Raw genomic sequence first — 16303 nt, 5'->3', positions numbered from 1 at the left:
GCACGGTGCGGCCCATAATCGCCAGCCTGTGCAGTGATGGCCGTGAGCCCCGCAATGACTATGAATCCAGAGCTTTCCGCAGCGCTCGACGAACCCGTCGCCGCGCCGCGCAAGAGTCGCAAGAACAACCCGGAGAAGACCCGGGAAAACATTCTTCAGGAAGCCATCGTCGAGTTCGTCCAGCAAGGCCTGGCCGGTGCCCGGGTCGACGCCATCGCCGAGCGCATCCACACCTCCAAGCGCATGATCTACTACTACTTCGGCAGCAAGGAGCAGTTGTACGTCGAGGTGCTGGAGAAACTCTACGGTGACATCCGCACCACCGAGAGCCGCCTGCACCTGGCGGAGCTGGCCCCGGTCGATGCGATCCGGCGCCTGGTGGAGTTCACCTTCGACCACCATGATCGCAATGTGGATTTCGTGCGCATTGTCTGCATCGAGAACATCCACAACGCCGAGTACGTGAAGCAGTCAGGTGCGATCAAGGCGATGACCAATACCATCCTCGATTCCCTGGGCGTGATCCTGCGGCGCGGTGCTGAAGAGGGCGTGTTCCGTGCCGGCCTCGAGCCGCTGGATGTGCATCTGCTGATCAGTTCGTTCTGTTTTTACCGGGTGTCCAATCGCCAGACGTTCGGTGAGATCTTTCAGATCGACCTGTCGGATGAAGCTATCAAGCAGCGGCATCGTGAGATGGTCTGTGAGTCGGTGTTGCGCTATCTGCAAGCCTGACCTCGACCCCTTGTGGGAGCGAGCTTGCTCGCGATAGCGGCCGATCAGCCAGCATCGATTGCGACTGACACACTGCCATCGCGAGCAAGCTCGCTCCCACAAGGGCTTATCACCAGGCTTTAGTGATTCATGCTTTGGAAATGCGCGAGCATCCGCTGCGCATCTGGTGCCACGCCGCTGAACAGTTCGAACGCCTTCACCGCCTGGAACACGGCCATGTTGCCGCCATCCAGTGTGCGGCAGCCGACCGCGCGGGCGTTGCGCAGCAGTTCGGTTTCCAGTGGGAAATAGACGATTTCCGCGACCCACAAAGTGCCGCGCAACAGCTCGACCGGCACCGGCATGCCCGGTAGTTTTGCCATGCCCATGGGCGTGGTGTTCACCAGGCCATCGGCCTCGGCCATGGAGGTGGGCAGGTCATGCCCGGCGCGGGCGCGGCCAGCGCCGAAGTGTTGATTCAAGTTGTTGGCCAGCGCCTCGGCACGGCTGACCTCGACGTCAAAAATGCTCAGGGTTTCTACGCCTTCCATCAACAGCGCGTGGGCCACCGCCGCGCCAGCGCCACCGGCGCCCATCTGGACCACGCGCTTGCGCGCCACATCCCCCAGGCCGCGACGAAAACCTTCGGCGAACCCGAGGCAGTCGGTGTTGTGGCCGATGCGCTTGCCGTCCTTGAGCACCACGGTATTGACCGCGCCGATACCACGGGCCTCGGGTGACAACTCATCGAGTAGCGGGATGATCGCCTGCTTGCAGGGGAAGGTGATGTTCAGGCCGGTGAAGTCCATGCGCTCGGCGGCCACCAGTAGATCGGCCAGGGCGCCGCTGTCGAGTTTCAGCGCATCGAGGTCGATCAGCCGATAGAGGTAACGCATGCCTTGGGCATCGCCCTCATGTTCATGCAGCGCAGGCGTGCGAGAGGCTTGGATGCCCGCGCCGATCAGGCCGGCCAGCACAGTGATATTCGACATGCTCATCAACCCTTCAACCGCTGACTGAAATGTTCAAGGGCCAGGCGATAACCATGGCTGCCAAACCCGCACATCACGCCAATGGCGACGGATGAGACGAAGGAGTGATGACGGAAGGTTTCACGGGCGTGGACGTTGGACAGGTGGACTTCGATGACCGGTACTTCGCTGGCCACCAGGGCATCGCGGATCGCCACGGAGGTGTGGGTCCAGGCCGCCGGGTTGATGACGATACCGGCGCATCGGCCACGGGCGCCGTGAATCCAGTCCAGCAGCTCACCTTCCTGGTTGGTCTGGCGAAACTCCACCGCCAGGCCGAACTCTTCAGCGGCGCGGCCGCACAGTGCCGAGATGTCAGCCAGGGTTTCATGGCCATAGGTCGCCGGCTCGCGGGTGCCGAGCAGGTTCAGGTTCGGGCCGTTGAGCACCAGAACGATCGGAGGCATCGCAATTTCTCCACATTTTTATTGTTGGTGTCGGCCAGGTTTCAGCCGCTGGAGATAAATTGTACTAGATGGTTAATTTGGTCAAATAAAGCAGCCGACATCGGCCAATAAGTGTTCGATGATCGAACATGGCCTTTGCCAAGAGAGGAGGGAGGGCTCTTGTGGCGAGGGCATTTATTTGTGGGACCAAGGCTTGCCCGCGATACAGGCGATGCGGTCTTTCAGAAATTGAGTCGCCTGTATCGCGGGCAAGCCTTGCTCCCACAGAGCTTTGCCTAGTCCAGCCCGGTGGGAGATCGCCCCAGCGTTTAGCGCCGAGTCAACAACACTCCGGACTCCATGTGATGGGTCCAGGGAAATTGATCGAACAACGCACAGCGCGTGATGCGGTGGGTGTCGTTCAGTTGCGCGATATTCGCGGCGAGGGTGTCAGGGTTGCAGGAGATGTACAGGATGTTGTCGAAGCGTCGGGTCAACTCGCAGGTGTCCGGGTCCATGCCGGCGCGAGGCGGGTCGACGAAGACGCTGCCGAACTCGTAGCTTTTCAGGTCGATGCCATGCAGACGACGGAACGGCCGGACTTCGTTCAGGGCTTCGGTCAGTTCTTCGGCCGACAGGCGCACCAACGTGACGTTATCCACCGCGTTTTCGCTGAGGTTGCTCAGCGCGGCGTTCACCGAGGTCTTGCTGATCTCGGTGGCCAGCACTTTGCGCACGCGGGTGGCCAGGGGCAGGGTGAAGTTGCCGTTGCCGCAGTACAACTCCAGCAGATCGTCGCTGCGATCGCCCAGCGCGTCATAAGCCCAGTTGAGCATCTTCTGGTTCACCGTGCCGTTGGGCTGGGTGAAGGCGCCTTCGGGCTGGCGATAGCTGAAGGTACGACCGCCCACTTCGAGTTTCTCCACCACGTAGTCATGGCCGATCACTTCGCGCTTGCCCTTGGAGCGGCCAATGATGCTCACGCCCAGGTCCGCCGCCAGCTTCGAGGCGGCAGCGTGCCAGTGCTCGTCCAGCGGGCGGTGATAACACAGGGTGATCATCGCATCGCCCGCCAGGGTGGTCAGGAACTCCACCTGGAACAGCTTGTGGCTCAGGGGCGCGCTGGCTTGCCAGGCGGCCTTGAGTTGCGGCATCAACTGGTTGATGCGCAGGCTGGCGATGGGAAATTCCTCGATGAGGATCGGTGTGCGCTTGTCGTCCTGGGAGAACATTGCGTAGTGCCGTTCGCCGGCCTCGCGCCACAGACGGAATTCGGCGCGCAGGCGGAAGTTCTTCAGGGGCGAATCGAACACCGCAGGTTCTGGTGCATCGAACGGCGCCAGCAGGTCACGCAAGCGGGTGACCTTGTCCTGGAGCTGAGCGGTGTAGGCCTGGGAATCAAAAGTCATGCGTTGTACCAACCCAACTTGATCACGAACAGGATCGACAGGATGACCAGCGCCGAGTTCAGCTCACGACCACGGCCAGATACCAGTTTGATGGCGGTCCAGGCGATGAAACCGAAAGCGATGCCGTTGGCGATGGAATAGGTGAACGGCATTGCCAGGGCGGTCACCACCACTGGTGCGGCGACGGTGATGTCGTCCCAGTCGATTTCCGCCAGGCCCGAGGTCATCAGTACGGCGACGAACAACAGGGCTGGGGCAGTGGCGAAAGGCGGGACGCTGGCGGCCAGTGGCGAGAAGAACAGCGCCAGCAGGAACAGGATCGCCACGACGACGGCGGTCAGGCCGGTGCGGCCGCCGGCACTGACGCCCGCCGCCGATTCGATGTAGCTGGTGGTGGTGGAGGTGCCCAGCAGCGAACCGGCCATGGCGGCGGTGCTGTCGGCGATCAGCGCACGGCCCATCTTCGGCATGTGGCCGTCCTTGCCCATCAGCCCGGCGCGCTTGGCGACGCCGATCAGGGTGCCGGAGTTGTCGAACAGGTCGACGAACAGGAAGGCGAAGATCACGCTCACCAGGCCGATGTCCAGGGCGCCCTTGATGTCCAGTTGCAGGAAGGTCGGGGCCAGGGACGGCGGCATGGACATCACGCCGCCGAACGGCGTGAAGCCCATCAGGATCGAGACGATGGTGACCGCCAGGATGCCGATCAGTACCGCGCCGCGTACTTTCAAGGCTTCAAGGGCGACGATCAGGACAAAACCGAGGGTCGCGAGGATCGGCGCCGGTTGTTTCAAGTCGCCTAGGCCGACCATGGTCGCCGGGTTTTTCACCACGATGCCGGCGTTATTCAGGGCGATCAGCGCCAGGAACAGGCCGATACCGGCGGCAATGGCCGAGCGCAGCGGCAGCGGGATGCTGTTGATGATCCATTCGCGGATGCGAAAGATCGACAACATGAAGAACAGCACGGCGGAAATGAACACTGCGCCCAGCGCCACTTGCCAGGTGTGGCCCATGTGCAGGACCACGGTGTAGGTAAAGAAGGCATTCAGGCCCATGCCCGGTGCGAGGGCGATCGGGTAGTTGGCGATCAGGCCCATGACCGTGGAGCCAATGGCCGCTGCCAGGCAGGTGGCGACGAATACCGCGCCCTTGTCCATGCCTGTTTCGCCGAGGATGCTTGGGTTGACGAACAGAATGTAGGCCATGGCCAGGAACGTTGTGACGCCCGCCAGGATCTCGGTCCGCACGTTGGTGTTATGTGCCTTGAGTTGAAACAGCCTTTCCAGCATGTCTGCTCCCCGTGGCGCGCCCGGCGCCGTGAATGTATCGACCTCAACAGCAAAGCACAGGTCGCCAGCGGCGCCCGGGAATTTTCTGTGGGTCGGAAAAAGCCGCGCATCATACCAGCAGCGTAGCGTTGTGGCTGCGATCGTCGTCGATGTTTTGCCAACGCGCCAAGTGGGCCATACTGCGCGCGGTTCCGGGAGGTCTCTATGTATTGCATGAATAAAAAGCTGCTGGCGGCGGTGGGTTGCATGCTGGGTTGGTGGTTGTCCGGCCAGGCCGCCAATGCCGCGTCGGCACCGCCCTTGAGCGAGGTCAAGGTGCTCAAGGTCGAGTCGCCGGCCTGTGGTTTCGAGGACATCGTCCCGGGGCAGGCGCAGACGCGTTGCGATCACAGCGGCCCGAATATCAAGGTCTACGTGCTGGAGGTCGGTTATGGCCGCCAGCCCCATGTCACCCTGGACGGCTTTGAAGTCGACGGCACCCGCTCGCCCGTGTGTGCGTACAGTAATGGCAACCTTAACGACTGTTCCGTGCGAACCAAAGTCGTCGGCTATGTGTACATCTTCGACCTGAAGGGCAAGCAAGAGGGCACCTTCAGCTTCAGCAACATCTCGATCAACGCACCGGGCAACCGGATGTCGACCCAGCTGTATATCAAGTAGCCCGCCAACCTGTGTAGGAGCTGTCGAGCGAAGCGAGGCTGCGATCTTTCCCTCTGACGCTTGAATTTCAAGCGCCTATCAAAAGATCGCAGCCTTCGGCAGCTCCTACACTACAAGCATCACCCAGCGGAGAGCGCCCATGATTCCTGGAACCAAGATCCCCCGAGCCCTGATAGCCGTCGCCGAGGGTGTCGACGACTTGCAGACGGTCACCCTGATCGATGTGTTGCGTCGAGCGCAGATCGAAACCGTGGTGGCGAGCATCGAAGGGCGGCGGATGCTCACTTGCGCCCGCGGCACGCGCCTGACGGCCGATGGCATGCTGGTGGACGTGCTCGTGCAGGATTTCGACCTGATCGTCCTGCCGGGCGGCATCATCGGCGCCCAACACCTGGCGGCCCATCAGCCGCTGCAACAACTGATCAAGGGCCAGGCCGCCACCGGACGGTTTTTCGCCGCCATCGCCGAAGCCCCGGCCCTGGCGCTACAGGCATTCGGCGTCCTGCGCCAGCGACGCATGACCTGCCTGCCCGCCGTGAGCCAGCAACTGTCCGGTTGCAGCTTCGTCGATCAACCCGTGGTGGTGGATGGCAACTGCATCACGGCCCAGGGTTCAGCCGCCGCCCTGGCGTTTGCCTTGACGCTGGTGGAACAACTCAGTGGCAAGGGCGTGAGGAGTGTGGTGGCGGCGGAGTTGTTGGCCTGACAGGCATCAAGCGTGTTGTGGGAAGGGTTCAATCACAGGCTGCACGCGCTGCTCGGCTTGCCACAAATCGTAATCGGTCTGGACGCCCAGCCAGACCCTGGCCTTGCCGATCCCGGCACGCTCCAGACGCACGGCCAGATCAGGGCTGATGGGCGCATGACCATGCAGGACCCGGGAAAAATGAGGCCGGGCGAAACCCAGGTGTCGCGCCAGTTCGGTGACCGTGATGCCCAGTTCGGGCAGCACGTCCAACCGCAAGGTTTCGCCAGGGTGTGGCGGATTGTGCATGGGCATGTTCCAGCCTCCTGATCAGTGGTAGTCCAGATAATCGACCAGTTCGATATCGGACCCGATGAAACGAAAAATAACCCGCCAGTTTCCCGAAACCTCAAGCGACCAGTATCCATCCAGCTCACCCTTGAGCGGATGCAATCGCCATCCGGGGATATCTAAGTCGTTGGCGACCTGAGCCCTGTCCAGGAACTGGAGCATGCGGGCCAGGCGTTTCCCGTGGTCCGCCCGGATACCACGGGTCGACCCCGTCTCATAAAAGAGCCTGAGGCTTTGTGCTGAAAAGATTTAATCATGGAATGGAGTGTAAGGCGATACATTACACTCGGGGCGGTACATATATACCGCACAGCCCCGTTAAAACCGTGCCTCTTGCGTTACCACGGCATCGCAAATTGCCTTGAACGCTCCACCCCACCCTGAAGTCGTACCCCTTATGACGGCGGTTTCCCAAAACGCCGCGAGTACGACCAACCGTGAGGTGTTCCATGAGCGCGACCCTGTCCGAAGCGACGCCGGTGTCCTTCGTCCGTCATCCGATCCGCCTGACACTCAATGGCCAGGTGCGTGAGTTGCAAGTGCTGGCCTGGACCACGTTGCTGGACCTGCTGCGTGAGCAACTGGACCTGGTGGGCAGCAAGAAAGGCTGCGACCACGGCCAGTGCGGCGCCTGTACGGTGCTGCGCGATGGCAAGCGGATCAATGCCTGCCTGACCCTGGCGGTGATGTGCGACGGCGCCGAATTGACCACTATCGAAGGCCTGGCCGGTGATGACGCATTGCATCCCATACAGCAGGCTTTCATCACCCATGACGCGTTCCAGTGTGGTTACTGCACGCCGGGGCAGATCTGTTCAGCGGTGGGGCTGGCCAACGAGGGCAGGGCGCAGACCCGCGCGCAAATCAGTGAACTGATGAGCGGCAACCTGTGCCGCTGCGGGGCCTATACCCACATTTGCGATGCCATCGAAGAGGCGTTGCCGCTCTGCCGGCAACCGGGAGGTGATCAATGAATCCCTTCCAGTACAGCAAGCCCGATACCGTGCAGGCGGCCGTCGATTTGTCGAGCCCGGTTTCCCGCTTCATCGCTGGTGGCACCAACCTGCTGGACCTGATGAAAGAGAACCTGACCCGCCCCGAGCACCTGATCGACATTACCGGGCTGCCCCTGGCGGACCTCAGTGAAACGCCGTCCGGCGGGGTGATGATCGGGGCATTGGTGAGCAATGCCGACCTGGCCTGGCACCCGTGGATCGAGCGCCGCTATCCGCTGCTGGCCCAGGCCATCCTGGCGGGCGCCTCACCGCAACTGCGCAACATGGCCAGTACCGGCGGCAACCTGCTGCAACGCACACGCTGCTATTACTTCTATGACGCGAGCGTACCGTGCAACAAACGCCGGCCCGGCAGCGGTTGCCCGGCCCGGAACGGTTTGAACCGGATCCATGCGATTTTCGGTGCCAGCGATCAATGTGTCGCCACCCATCCCTCCGACATGTGCGTGGCCTTGGCCGCTCTGGAGGCGGTGGTCCATGTCCTGGGTCGGGGCGGTGCGCGGACCATCGAATTCGCCGACTTCCATCGCCTGCCCGGCGATGCCCCGGAGCGCGATAACCAATTGGCCGACGATGAGCTGATCACCGCCATCGAGTTGCCTGCCGCCGGTTTTGCCGAGCATAGCCACTACTTGAAGATCCGTGACCGCGCCTCCTACGCGTTTGCGCTGGTCTCGGTGGCGGCGGCGCTGGAACTGGATGGGCCGGTGATTCGCCAGGCGCGCCTGGCCCTCGGTGGCGTGGCGCACAAACCGTGGCGCGACCGGGCCGTGGAGAGCTGGCTGGTCGGACAGACCGTCAGTCGCGAAGCCTTTGCCGTCGCCGCCGATGCACTGCTGCAAGACGCCGAGCCGTTGGAACACAACGGTTTCAAGATCCGATTGGCGCGCCGGGCAATTATCCGCGCCTTGAGCGATGCCGCGTTGGGTCGCGCACCGCAGGGAGGACAAGCCTGATGAACGCTCCGAGCAAATCCATAGGGCAACCACTCGACCGGGTCGATGGCCTGCTCAAGGTGACGGGCCAGGCCCGTTATGCCGGTGAATACCCCGAGGACGGCTTGCTGCACGGCAGCGTCGTGTCCGGTACGGTCGCCCGTGGTCGCGTGCTGCGCATCGATGCTTCCCGCGCCCTGGCGCTACCCGGCGTGGTCGCGGTGATCGACCACACCAACCGGCCGAGGATCGCCAGCTACGACGAACCCTACCAGGATGCCGATGCGGCGGACGGCTCGCCGTTCCGGCCGCTGTACAACGACCAGGTCCTCTACAGCGGCCAGCCCCTGGCCTTGGTGGTGGCGGAAAATCTCGAGTTGGCCCGGTATGCCGGTTCGCTGATAGACATCGAATACGCGACTGAGGAGCATCAGACCGATCTGATAATCCTGCAAAACGACGCCCATCCAGCGCCGGCTGAATTACCCAAGCCCCGTGGGAATTTTCAGGGCGAGTACGCCAGCTCCGCGCTCAGCGTGGATGTGTCCTACAGCACGCCGATTGAACACCACAACCCCATGGAGCCACACGCCTCCACCGTGCTGTATCAGCCTGATGGCAGCCTGCACATCCACGACAAGACCCAAGGCACGCAAAACGGCCAGGCCTATGTGCAAAAAGTCTTCGGGCTCGAGAAAGAGCAAGTGCGAGTGTTTGCCGCGTTTGTCGGCGGCGCCTTCGGTTCCGGGCTGCGTCCGCAATATCAACTGCCGTTGGCCGTGATGGCGGCACTGGCCCTCAAGCGTTCCGTGCGGGTCAGCCTGACGCGCCAGCAGATGTTTACCTTTGGCTATCGGCCGCGAACTCTCCAGCGCGTGCAACTGGGGGCGGCGGCCAACGGTCGCTTGCTCGCCGTGGCGCACAGCGCCGTCGGCCAGACCTCGCGCTTCGAGGATTTCACCGAGCATGTGGTGGAGTGGAGCGGCATGCTCTATCACTGCGACAACGTCGAGTTGACTTACAAACTGGTACCACTGGACGTCTACACGCCTTTGGACATGCGCGCACCCGGTGCGGCCCTCGGCTTGATTGGCCTGGAGTGCGCCATGGATGAACTGGCCTGTGCCCTGGCGATCGATCCGGTCCAATTGCGGTTGATCAACTACGCCGAGCGCAACGAGAACGAAGGCAAGCCGTATTCCAGCAAGGAACTGCGTGAGTGCTATGCCCAAGGCGCCCGTCGTTTCGGCTGGGACAAGCGCAACCCGGAACCGCGCAGCATGCGTGAAGGCCGGCAACTGGTGGGCTGGGGCATGGCCGGTGGTGTGTGGGAGGCCATGCAGCAGAAGGCCAGCGCCCAGGCGTCGCTGGATACCAATGGCAAGTTGACCGTCAGCAGCGCCACCACTGACATCGGCACCGGGACCTACACGGTCATGACCCAGATCGCCGCCGAGGCGTCAGGCGTTTCCCTTGAGGACATCACGTTTGTCCTGGGGGATTCATCGCTGCCCACCGCGCCGCTGCAGGGCGGCTCGTTCACCGTATCGTCGGTAGGCACCGCTGTGCAGCAGGCCTGTGAAGCACTGAAGGAAAAACTCCTGGCCGTGGCCCGCCAGGCGTGTCCGGCCTTCAGCGGCGCGACCCTTGAGCAAGTGACGTTTGTCGATGGTCAGCTGCGACTGGGCGAAGCGAGCGTTGCGCTCGCGGAGCTGGCGCAGAAAAGCGGCGAGACGCCGTTGCAGGCCCAGGTCACTGCCGAGCCGGATGCAAAACGCCAGGCCTACGCCACGGCCACTCACTCGGCGGTGTTCGTCGAAGTGCTGGTGGACGAAGACCTGGGGACGGTGAAGGTCAATCGCGTGGTCAGCGCCATCGCCGCTGGCCGGGTCGTGAACCCGAAAACCGCCCGCAGCCAGATTCTTGGTGGCGTGGTGTGGGGCGTCGGCATGGCCTTGCATGAAGAAACCCTGACGGACCACGCCCTGGGGCGCCACATGAACCACAACCTGGCCGAGTATCACCTGCCGGTCAACGCCGACATCGGCGACATTGAGGTGATTTTCGTCGAGGAACAGGACGAGATCGTCAATGCGCTCGGGTCCAAGGGCGTGGGTGAAATCGGTATCGTCGGGGTGGCAGCGGCGGTGGCCAATGCGATTTACCATGCCACCGGCAAGCGGGTGCGGGACTTTCCCATCACCCTCGACAAGTTAATCTAGTGGCCTGTGTGGCTAATTCGCGCACTCAAATTAACCGTACAGGCCACTAGGCTTTTGCTTCTTCCACCAGTTCGTGCATCCGGTCACGGTTGGCCAGGGTCGGGAACAGTTTGATCCAGGCCCCGGTCACCAGCAGCGTGCCGACGCCGCCCATGACCACCGCCGGCACGGTGCCGAACCAGTGGGCGGTCAGGCCGGACTCGAACTCGCCCAACTGGTTCGAGGCGCCGATGAACAACCCGTTCACCGCGCTGACCCGGCCGCGCATTTCATCCGGTGTTTCCAGTTGTACGAAGGAGGCGCGGATCACCATGCTGATCATGTCCGCCGCGCCCAGCACTACCAGCACCGCCAGGGAAAACCAGAACGAGGTGGAGAGGCCGAATGCAATGGTGGCGACGCCGAACACGCCCACCGCTGTGAACATCACCCGGCCGACTTTGCGCTCCACGGCAAACCGCGCCAGCCACAGCGACATCAGCAAGGCCCCGACCGCCGGTGCCGACCGCAACAGGCCCAGGCCCCAGGGACCGGTGAGCAGGATGTCCTTGGCAAACACCGGCAGCAGCGCCGTCGCGCCGCCGAGCAACACCGCGAACAGGTCCAGGGAGATCGCCCCGAGAATGTCCGGGCGACTGCGAATGAAGCGAATCCCGGCCAGCAACGAATCCAGCGTCGCCTTGCCTTTGTTCAGCGGTGTCTGTCGGGCGGGCAGGTTGAGCATCAGGCCGCACGCGATGAGGTAAAGCAGTACCGTCGGCCCGTAGACCCAGACACTGCCAAAGGCGTAGAGCAAGCCGCCGAGTGCCGGGGCGACGATGGTGGCCGACTGCTGGGCCGATTGCGCGGCGGCCACGGCACGGGGAAACAGCGCAGCCGGCACGATGCTCGGCAGCAGCGCCTGGGTGGTCGGCATTTCGAAGGAGCGGGCGGCGCCCAGCAGGAAGGCGAGGATGAAGATCATCTCCCGCGTGACGTTGTCAGTGGCGCTGCCGATCACCAGCGCCAGGGCAATCATGGCCTGCATTGACTGGCAGATGGCCGCCACCTTGCGGCGGTCATAGCGGTCGGCCACATGCCCGGTGTGGAGCATGAACAGCACGCGCGGGGCAAATTCCACCAACCCCACCAGGCCGAGGTCCAGGACGTTGCCGGTCAGTTGATAGAGGTTCCAGCCGATAGCCACGGTGAGCATCTGGAAGCCGCTGGCGGTGAATATCCGGGCCAGCCAGAAGGCTATGAAAGGACGATGGTGACGGAGCAGCAGCGGCGCTTGGCTGGGCATCTATGACGGGTCCGGTGATGAAGGCATCGAGATTATCACCGAGCTGTAACTGGAAGTTGCGGTGGCGGAAAAAATAGTTAGCCAAGCATCGATCTTCCACATCGCACCTTTTTTTGTGGCGAGGGGATTTATCTGTGGGAGCAAGGCTTGCCCGCGATGGACGCGACTCGATTTCTGAAAGACCGCATCGCCTTCATCGCGGGCAAGCCTTGCTCCCACATATCCCCTCGCCTCAGTCAGCACTGAGACAACCTGTCACGCGACAAACGACCACGCCGTTCATCGACGAGAATGCGGCTACTCTTTGATCATTGCTTGATCCAGATCAATACCTTTCGGGGTGTTGGGCTGGCGGCCATCCGGCCAGAGTCCTGCGTTGTGACGGTTATAAAAAGAACGATTCGAAAAGCATTGCACTCCATATCCCTGGGGATTGTGATGCAGGCCCCGCCCGCAGCCGGTTTTACCTGACAGAGGAAGACTTATGTTCGGTTTGGAGGCGCTTGATCTCGCCCGAATCCAGTTCGCGTTCACCATCTCGTTCCACATCCTGTTCCCGGCCATCACCATTGGCCTGGCGAGTTACCTGGCGGTACTCGAAGGCTTGTGGCTCAAGACCCGCGATGACACCTACCGCGACCTGTACCACTTCTGGTCGAAGATCTTTGCCGTCAACTTCGGCATGGGGGTGGTGTCCGGGTTGGTCATGGCCTATCAGTTCGGGACCAACTGGAGCCGTTTCTCGGACTTCGCCGGTGCGGTGACCGGGCCGTTGCTGACCTACGAGGTACTCACGGCGTTTTTCCTCGAGGCGGGTTTCCTGGGCGTGATGCTGTTCGGCTGGAATCGCGTTGGCCGCGGCCTGCATTTCTTTTCCACGGTCATGGTGGCGATCGGCACCCTGATCTCGACCTTCTGGATCCTGTCCTCCAACAGCTGGATGCAAACCCCCAAGGTTACGAAATCATCGACGGCCGGGTGATCCCGGTGGACTGGCTGGCGGTGGTGTTCAACCCCTCGTTCCCTTATCGATTGCTGCACATGTCCACCGCAGCGTTTGTCGCCACGGCGTTCTTCGTCGGCTCGTCGGCGGCCTGGCATTTGCTGCGCGGCCGCGATAACCCGGCCATCCGCCGGATGCTGTCGATGGCGATGTGGATGGCCTTGCTGGTAGCGCCGATACAAGCGGTCATCGGCGACTTCCATGGCCTGAACACCCTCAAGCATCAACCGGCGAAAATCGCCGCCATCGAAGGCCACTGGGAAAACGTCGGCAATGAACCGACCCCGCTGATCCTGTTCGGTCTGCCAGACATGAAGGCGGAAAAGACCAAATACGCCGTGGAAATTCCTTACCTGGGCAGCCTGATCCTGACCCACAGCCTGGACAAGCAGGTGCCGGCCCTCAAGGAGTTCCCGCCGGAGGACCGACCGAACTCGACCATCGTGTTCTGGTCGTTCCGGGTCATGGTCGGCCTTGGGTTGCTGATGATTTTCACCGGCCTGTGCAGCCTGTGGCTGCGCCGTAACGATCGGATCTATCAGTCCCGGCCGTTCCTCTACATGGTGCTGTGGATGGGGCCGTCCGGCCTGGTCGCGATCCTGGCCGGCTGGTTTACCACGGAGATCGGCCGCCAGCCGTGGGTGGTCTATGGCTTGATGCGCACGGCCGATGCGTCGTCCGGCCACAGCTTCGCCCAGATGAGCATCACCCTGGTGTTGTTCGTCGTGGTGTATTTCGCGCTGTTCGGCGCCGGCCTGAGCTACATGATGCGTCTGGTGCGCAAGGGGCCGGAGGCCCACGAAGCCGAGCCGAGCGATGGTGGCCCGGGCCAGAAACGTACGCCGGCCCGGCCATTGTCGGCCGCCGATGACGGCGACGACATGGACCATAACGAACGCTCGAACAAGGGGAATTGAATCATGGGTATTGATCTTCCGCTGATCTGGGCCGTGGTCATCATCTTCGGCATCATGATGTACGTGGTCATGGACGGCTTCGACCTGGGGATCGGCATTCTCTTCCCCTTCGTCAAGGGCGAGCGCGACCGCGACGTGATGATGAACACCGTGGCACCGGTCTGGGACGGTAACGAAACCTGGCTGGTGCTGGGCGGTGCCGGGCTGTTCGGGGCGTTTCCGCTGGCTTATTCGGTGGTGCTTTCGGCGCTGTACCTGCCATTGATCCTGATGCTCATCGGCTTGATCTTCCGCGGCGTGGCCTTCGAGTTCCGCTTCAAGGCCAAGGCTGAGAAGCGCCACCTCTGGGACAAGGCATTCATTGGCGGTTCGCTGACGGCCACCTTCTTCCAGGGTGTGGCGCTGGGGGCGTTCATCGACGGCTTCGAGGTGGTCAATCGCCAGTTCGCCGGTGGCTCCCTGGACTGGTTCACGCCATTCACGATGTTCTGTGGCCTGGCGTTGATCGCGGCCTACGCGTTGCTCGGCTGCACCTGGTTGATCATGAAGACCGAGGGCAAGCTGCAAGAGCAGATGCATGACCTGGCCCGGCCGCTGGCGTTCGTGGTGCTGGCGGTGATCGGCATTGTCAGCATCTGGACACCGCTGGCCCATGCGGACATCGCGGCCCGCTGGTTCACCTTGCCGAACCTGTTCTGGTTTCTGCCGGTGCCGATCCTGGTGCTGGTGACCATGTACGGATTGTTCCGCGCCGTGGCGCGCAACGCCAACTACACGCCCTTCATCCTGACTCTGGTGCTGATCTTCCTCGGCTACAGCGGCTTGGGCATCAGCCTGTGGCCGAACATCGTGCCGCCGTCCATCTCGATCTGGGACGCCTCGTCACCGCCCCAGAGCCAGGGCTTCATGTTGGTCGGCACGCTGTTCATCATTCCGTTGATCCTGGTGTACACCTTCTGGAGCTACTACGTGTTCCGCGGCAAGGTGACCCATGACGACGGCTACCATTGAGGGCGTCGAGCATGGCCAAACCTGACTTGAAAGACATCGAGGCCGCCGAACGCAAGCCACTCCGGCAGCGGCTCGGCTGGCTGGCGCTGATCTGGGCCGGCAGTGTGCTGGCGCTGTTCATTGTTGCCAGCCTGATGCGGATGTTCATGAATGCCGCAGGGCTGACCACCCACTGATTTCTCTGTGGGGGCAAGCTTTGCTCCCACAGGGGACGATTTATTTGCGGGCTTTGAGGATCACGAATTTCGGCGTGGCGGCCACTTGCTCGACACCGCGGAACAACCGCGCCAATTTGCTGTGGTAACCCAGGTGCCGGTTGCCGACGATGTACAGCGCGCCGCCCACCACCAGCGCTTCGCGAGCCTGCTGGAACATCCGCCAGGCGAGGAAATCGCCCACCACTTGCTGCTGGTGGAAGGGCGGATTGCACAGCACCACGTCCAGTGACTGCGCCTCTTGTCCGGCCAGGCCATCTCCGGCCCGCAGGGTCACTTCGCGTTCGCCCAGGGCCGCACGCCAATTCTCGGCGGCCGATTGCACGGCCATATACGACTCGTCCACCAGGGTGTAGTGGGCCTCGGGGTTTTGCAGGGCACTGGCGATGGCCAGCACGCCGTTGCCGCACCCCAGGTCCGCGACCCGTGCCGTCCCGAGGTTTTTCGGCAGATGTGGCAGGAACGCGCGGGTGCCGATGTCCAGGCCTTCGCGGCAGAACACATTGGCGTGGTTGAGCAGCTCGATCTTCGGCTCGTCCAGCCAGTAACGCGTGGGGTAGGGCGATACGATCGGCGCACTGCCTTGTGAAGAGCCAGGTTGTGGCGTGGCAATCAACAGCCGTGCTTTTTTCACCGCCAGGGAGGCCTGCACCGGGCCGATATACCGCTCCAGCAAATCGCCAGCGGCCCGGGGCAGGTGCTTGATCATGGCCCCGGCAATCACTTGGGCGCCTGGCGCTAGTTGGCCTTGCAGGCGAATCAGCTGTTCCTCCAGCAAGGCCAGGGTTTTCGGTACTTTGACCAGGACGCGATCGAACGGGCCGGTCAGCGGCTCGCTGGCAGGTAGCGTCGGCACCGCATCGAAGGAGCGGCCGTTGCGCACCAGGTTTTTCTCCAGCGCCTGCAATGCCAGGAAGGAGTCACCGCTGCTGGTCACCAGGACGTTGCCCGCCAGGCTGGCGGCCAGGGCGCCGAAGCTGTCATTGAGCACCAGGACCCGAGTCTGCGCGCTCGGCTGTTGTTCGGCCAGGTACGCGAGCAGGTATTCATCGGCCGCATCGAAGGCTTGCAGCGGTTCGTTCTGCTGTTCGGGTTGGCGGATCAGGTCGAGTTGGGCGAAGGGGCTGTCGAGCAGGGGCATGGCTGGGGACTCTGGAGATCAACGAATGTCCCG

At 62.5% G+C, this 16303-nt stretch carries 15 protein-coding genes and 2 pseudogenes; 9 read left to right on the top strand and 8 right to left on the bottom strand.

Annotated features, from left to right (window positions below; translation table 11 throughout):
* Nucleotides 1-54 precede the first annotated feature (54 nt).
* Nucleotides 55-732, top strand: coding sequence for a TetR/AcrR family transcriptional regulator (locus KI235_RS26295; RefSeq protein ID WP_028237288.1), 678 nt, complete (start codon nt 55-57; stop codon nt 730-732).
* A gap of 119 nt (nt 733-851) precedes the next feature.
* On the opposite strand, the gene KI235_RS26290 is transcribed toward KI235_RS26295, so the two are convergent.
* The 4 genes from KI235_RS26290 to KI235_RS26275 form a co-directional block, all read right to left on the bottom strand.
* Nucleotides 852-1709: a shikimate dehydrogenase gene (locus KI235_RS26290; protein WP_212795363.1), complete on the bottom strand. Its 858-nt coding sequence runs from the start codon at nt 1707-1709 to the stop codon at nt 852-854.
* Nucleotides 1709-2149: a type II 3-dehydroquinate dehydratase gene (aroQ, locus tag KI235_RS26285; protein ID WP_003205806.1), complete on the bottom strand. Its 441-nt coding sequence runs from the start codon at nt 2147-2149 to the stop codon at nt 1709-1711. The genes KI235_RS26290 and aroQ overlap by 1 nt, the downstream gene beginning before the upstream one ends.
* A 308-nt stretch (nt 2150-2457) precedes the next feature.
* A complete protein-coding gene (gene trmA, locus KI235_RS26280; RefSeq protein ID WP_003205805.1) occupies nt 2458-3537 on the bottom strand; it encodes a tRNA (uridine(54)-C5)-methyltransferase TrmA in 1080 nt (359 codons plus the stop codon).
* On the bottom strand, nt 3534-4829 hold the full coding sequence (locus tag KI235_RS26275) for an NCS2 family permease (RefSeq protein WP_003205804.1): 1296 nt from the start codon (nt 4827-4829) through the stop codon (nt 3534-3536). The genes trmA and KI235_RS26275 overlap by 4 nt, the downstream gene beginning before the upstream one ends.
* 204 nt (nt 4830-5033) lie before the next feature.
* On the opposite strand from KI235_RS26275, the gene KI235_RS26270 reads away from it, so the two are divergent.
* Both KI235_RS26270 and KI235_RS26265 read left to right on the top strand, forming a co-directional pair.
* Nucleotides 5034-5489: a DUF4879 domain-containing protein gene (locus tag KI235_RS26270; RefSeq protein ID WP_003205802.1), complete on the top strand. Its 456-nt coding sequence runs from the start codon at nt 5034-5036 to the stop codon at nt 5487-5489.
* Between the two features lie 139 nt (nt 5490-5628).
* Nucleotides 5629-6195, top strand: coding sequence for a DJ-1 family glyoxalase III (locus KI235_RS26265; RefSeq protein WP_003205801.1), 567 nt, complete (start codon nt 5629-5631; stop codon nt 6193-6195).
* Nucleotides 6196-6201: 6 nt separating this feature from the next.
* On the opposite strand, the gene KI235_RS26260 is transcribed toward KI235_RS26265, so the two are convergent.
* Both KI235_RS26260 and KI235_RS26255 read right to left on the bottom strand, forming a co-directional pair.
* Entirely contained in the window at nt 6202-6489 is a 288-nt protein-coding gene (locus KI235_RS26260; RefSeq protein WP_003205799.1) for a HigA family addiction module antitoxin, read from the bottom strand.
* Nucleotides 6490-6504: 15 nt separating this feature from the next.
* Nucleotides 6505-6782 (bottom strand): annotated as a pseudogene (locus tag KI235_RS26255) (type II toxin-antitoxin system RelE/ParE family toxin).
* A 192-nt stretch (nt 6783-6974) separates the two neighbouring features.
* On the opposite strand from KI235_RS26255, the gene KI235_RS26250 reads away from it, so the two are divergent.
* The 3 genes from KI235_RS26250 to KI235_RS26240 are packed head-to-tail and all read left to right on the top strand — an operon-like array spanning nt 6975 to nt 10698.
* Nucleotides 6975-7499: a (2Fe-2S)-binding protein gene (locus KI235_RS26250; RefSeq protein WP_013694250.1), complete on the top strand. Its 525-nt coding sequence runs from the start codon at nt 6975-6977 to the stop codon at nt 7497-7499.
* Nucleotides 7496-8497, top strand: coding sequence for a xanthine dehydrogenase family protein subunit M (locus tag KI235_RS26245; RefSeq protein ID WP_003205794.1), 1002 nt, complete (start codon nt 7496-7498; stop codon nt 8495-8497). Before KI235_RS26250 ends, KI235_RS26245 begins: the two co-directional genes overlap by 4 nt.
* The gene (locus tag KI235_RS26240) at nt 8497-10698 is read left to right on the top strand and encodes a xanthine dehydrogenase family protein molybdopterin-binding subunit (RefSeq protein WP_060614149.1); all 2202 of its coding nucleotides are present in this window, start codon (nt 8497-8499) and stop codon (nt 10696-10698) included. Before KI235_RS26245 ends, KI235_RS26240 begins: the two co-directional genes overlap by 1 nt.
* A gap of 46 nt (nt 10699-10744) precedes the next feature.
* Here the strand turns inward: KI235_RS26240 and KI235_RS26235 are convergent, their stop codons facing one another.
* On the bottom strand, nt 10745-11983 hold the full coding sequence (locus tag KI235_RS26235) for an MFS transporter (protein ID WP_003205791.1): 1239 nt from the start codon (nt 11981-11983) through the stop codon (nt 10745-10747).
* Between the two features lie 484 nt (nt 11984-12467).
* On the opposite strand from KI235_RS26235, the pseudogene KI235_RS26230 reads away from it, so the two are divergent.
* The 3 genes and pseudogenes from KI235_RS26230 (at nt 12468) to KI235_RS26220 (ending at nt 15090) form a co-directional block, all read left to right on the top strand.
* A pseudogene (locus KI235_RS26230) lies at nt 12468-13903 on the top strand (cytochrome ubiquinol oxidase subunit I).
* Nucleotides 13904-13906: 3 nt separating this feature from the next.
* The gene (cydB, locus tag KI235_RS26225; RefSeq protein ID WP_003205787.1) at nt 13907-14914 is read left to right on the top strand and encodes a cytochrome d ubiquinol oxidase subunit II; all 1008 of its coding nucleotides are present in this window, start codon (nt 13907-13909) and stop codon (nt 14912-14914) included.
* Between the two features lie 11 nt (nt 14915-14925).
* Nucleotides 14926-15090 (top strand): DUF2474 domain-containing protein, encoded by a 165-nt coding sequence (locus KI235_RS26220; RefSeq protein ID WP_212795362.1) that lies wholly within the window; start codon nt 14926-14928, stop codon nt 15088-15090.
* Nucleotides 15091-15130: 40 nt separating this feature from the next.
* On the opposite strand, the gene KI235_RS26215 is transcribed toward KI235_RS26220, so the two are convergent.
* Nucleotides 15131-16270, bottom strand: coding sequence for a methyltransferase (locus KI235_RS26215; RefSeq protein WP_013694248.1), 1140 nt, complete (start codon nt 16268-16270; stop codon nt 15131-15133).
* Between the last annotated feature and the right edge of the window lie 33 nt (nt 16271-16303).

Origin of the sequence: Pseudomonas sp. St386 (assembly GCF_018325865.1) — a bacterium.
Classification (GTDB): Bacteria; Pseudomonadota; Gammaproteobacteria; order Pseudomonadales; family Pseudomonadaceae; genus Aquipseudomonas; species Aquipseudomonas brassicacearum.
This window is presented reverse-complemented; position numbering and strand designations above follow the sequence as displayed.

Bases quoted from the DNA above. Each gene is read 5' to 3' on its own strand.
- KI235_RS26275 (WP_003205804.1), bottom strand. From the start codon at position 4,829: ATGCTGGAAAGGCTGTTTCAACTCAAGGCACATAACACCAACGTGCGG.
- KI235_RS26245 (WP_003205794.1), top strand. From the start codon at position 7,496: ATGAATCCCTTCCAGTACAGCAAGCCCGATACCGTGCAGGCGGCCGTC.
- cydB (WP_003205787.1), top strand. From the start codon at position 13,907: ATGGGTATTGATCTTCCGCTGATCTGGGCCGTGGTCATCATCTTCGGC.
- KI235_RS26240 (WP_060614149.1), top strand. From the start codon at position 8,497: ATGAACGCTCCGAGCAAATCCATAGGGCAACCACTCGACCGGGTCGAT.
- trmA (WP_003205805.1), bottom strand. From the start codon at position 3,537: ATGACTTTTGATTCCCAGGCCTACACCGCTCAGCTCCAGGACAAGGTC.
- KI235_RS26290 (WP_212795363.1), bottom strand. From the start codon at position 1,709: ATGAGCATGTCGAATATCACTGTGCTGGCCGGCCTGATCGGCGCGGGC.
- KI235_RS26235 (WP_003205791.1), bottom strand. From the start codon at position 11,983: ATGCCCAGCCAAGCGCCGCTGCTGCTCCGTCACCATCGTCCTTTCATA.
- KI235_RS26260 (WP_003205799.1), bottom strand. From the start codon at position 6,489: ATGCCCATGCACAATCCGCCACACCCTGGCGAAACCTTGCGGTTGGAC.
- KI235_RS26270 (WP_003205802.1), top strand. From the start codon at position 5,034: ATGTATTGCATGAATAAAAAGCTGCTGGCGGCGGTGGGTTGCATGCTG.
- KI235_RS26265 (WP_003205801.1), top strand. From the start codon at position 5,629: ATGATTCCTGGAACCAAGATCCCCCGAGCCCTGATAGCCGTCGCCGAG.
- KI235_RS26220 (WP_212795362.1), top strand. From the start codon at position 14,926: ATGGCCAAACCTGACTTGAAAGACATCGAGGCCGCCGAACGCAAGCCA.
- aroQ (WP_003205806.1), bottom strand. From the start codon at position 2,149: ATGCCTCCGATCGTTCTGGTGCTCAACGGCCCGAACCTGAACCTGCTC.
- KI235_RS26295 (WP_028237288.1), top strand. From the start codon at position 55: ATGACTATGAATCCAGAGCTTTCCGCAGCGCTCGACGAACCCGTCGCC.
- KI235_RS26215 (WP_013694248.1), bottom strand. From the start codon at position 16,270: ATGCCCCTGCTCGACAGCCCCTTCGCCCAACTCGACCTGATCCGCCAA.
- KI235_RS26250 (WP_013694250.1), top strand. From the start codon at position 6,975: ATGAGCGCGACCCTGTCCGAAGCGACGCCGGTGTCCTTCGTCCGTCAT.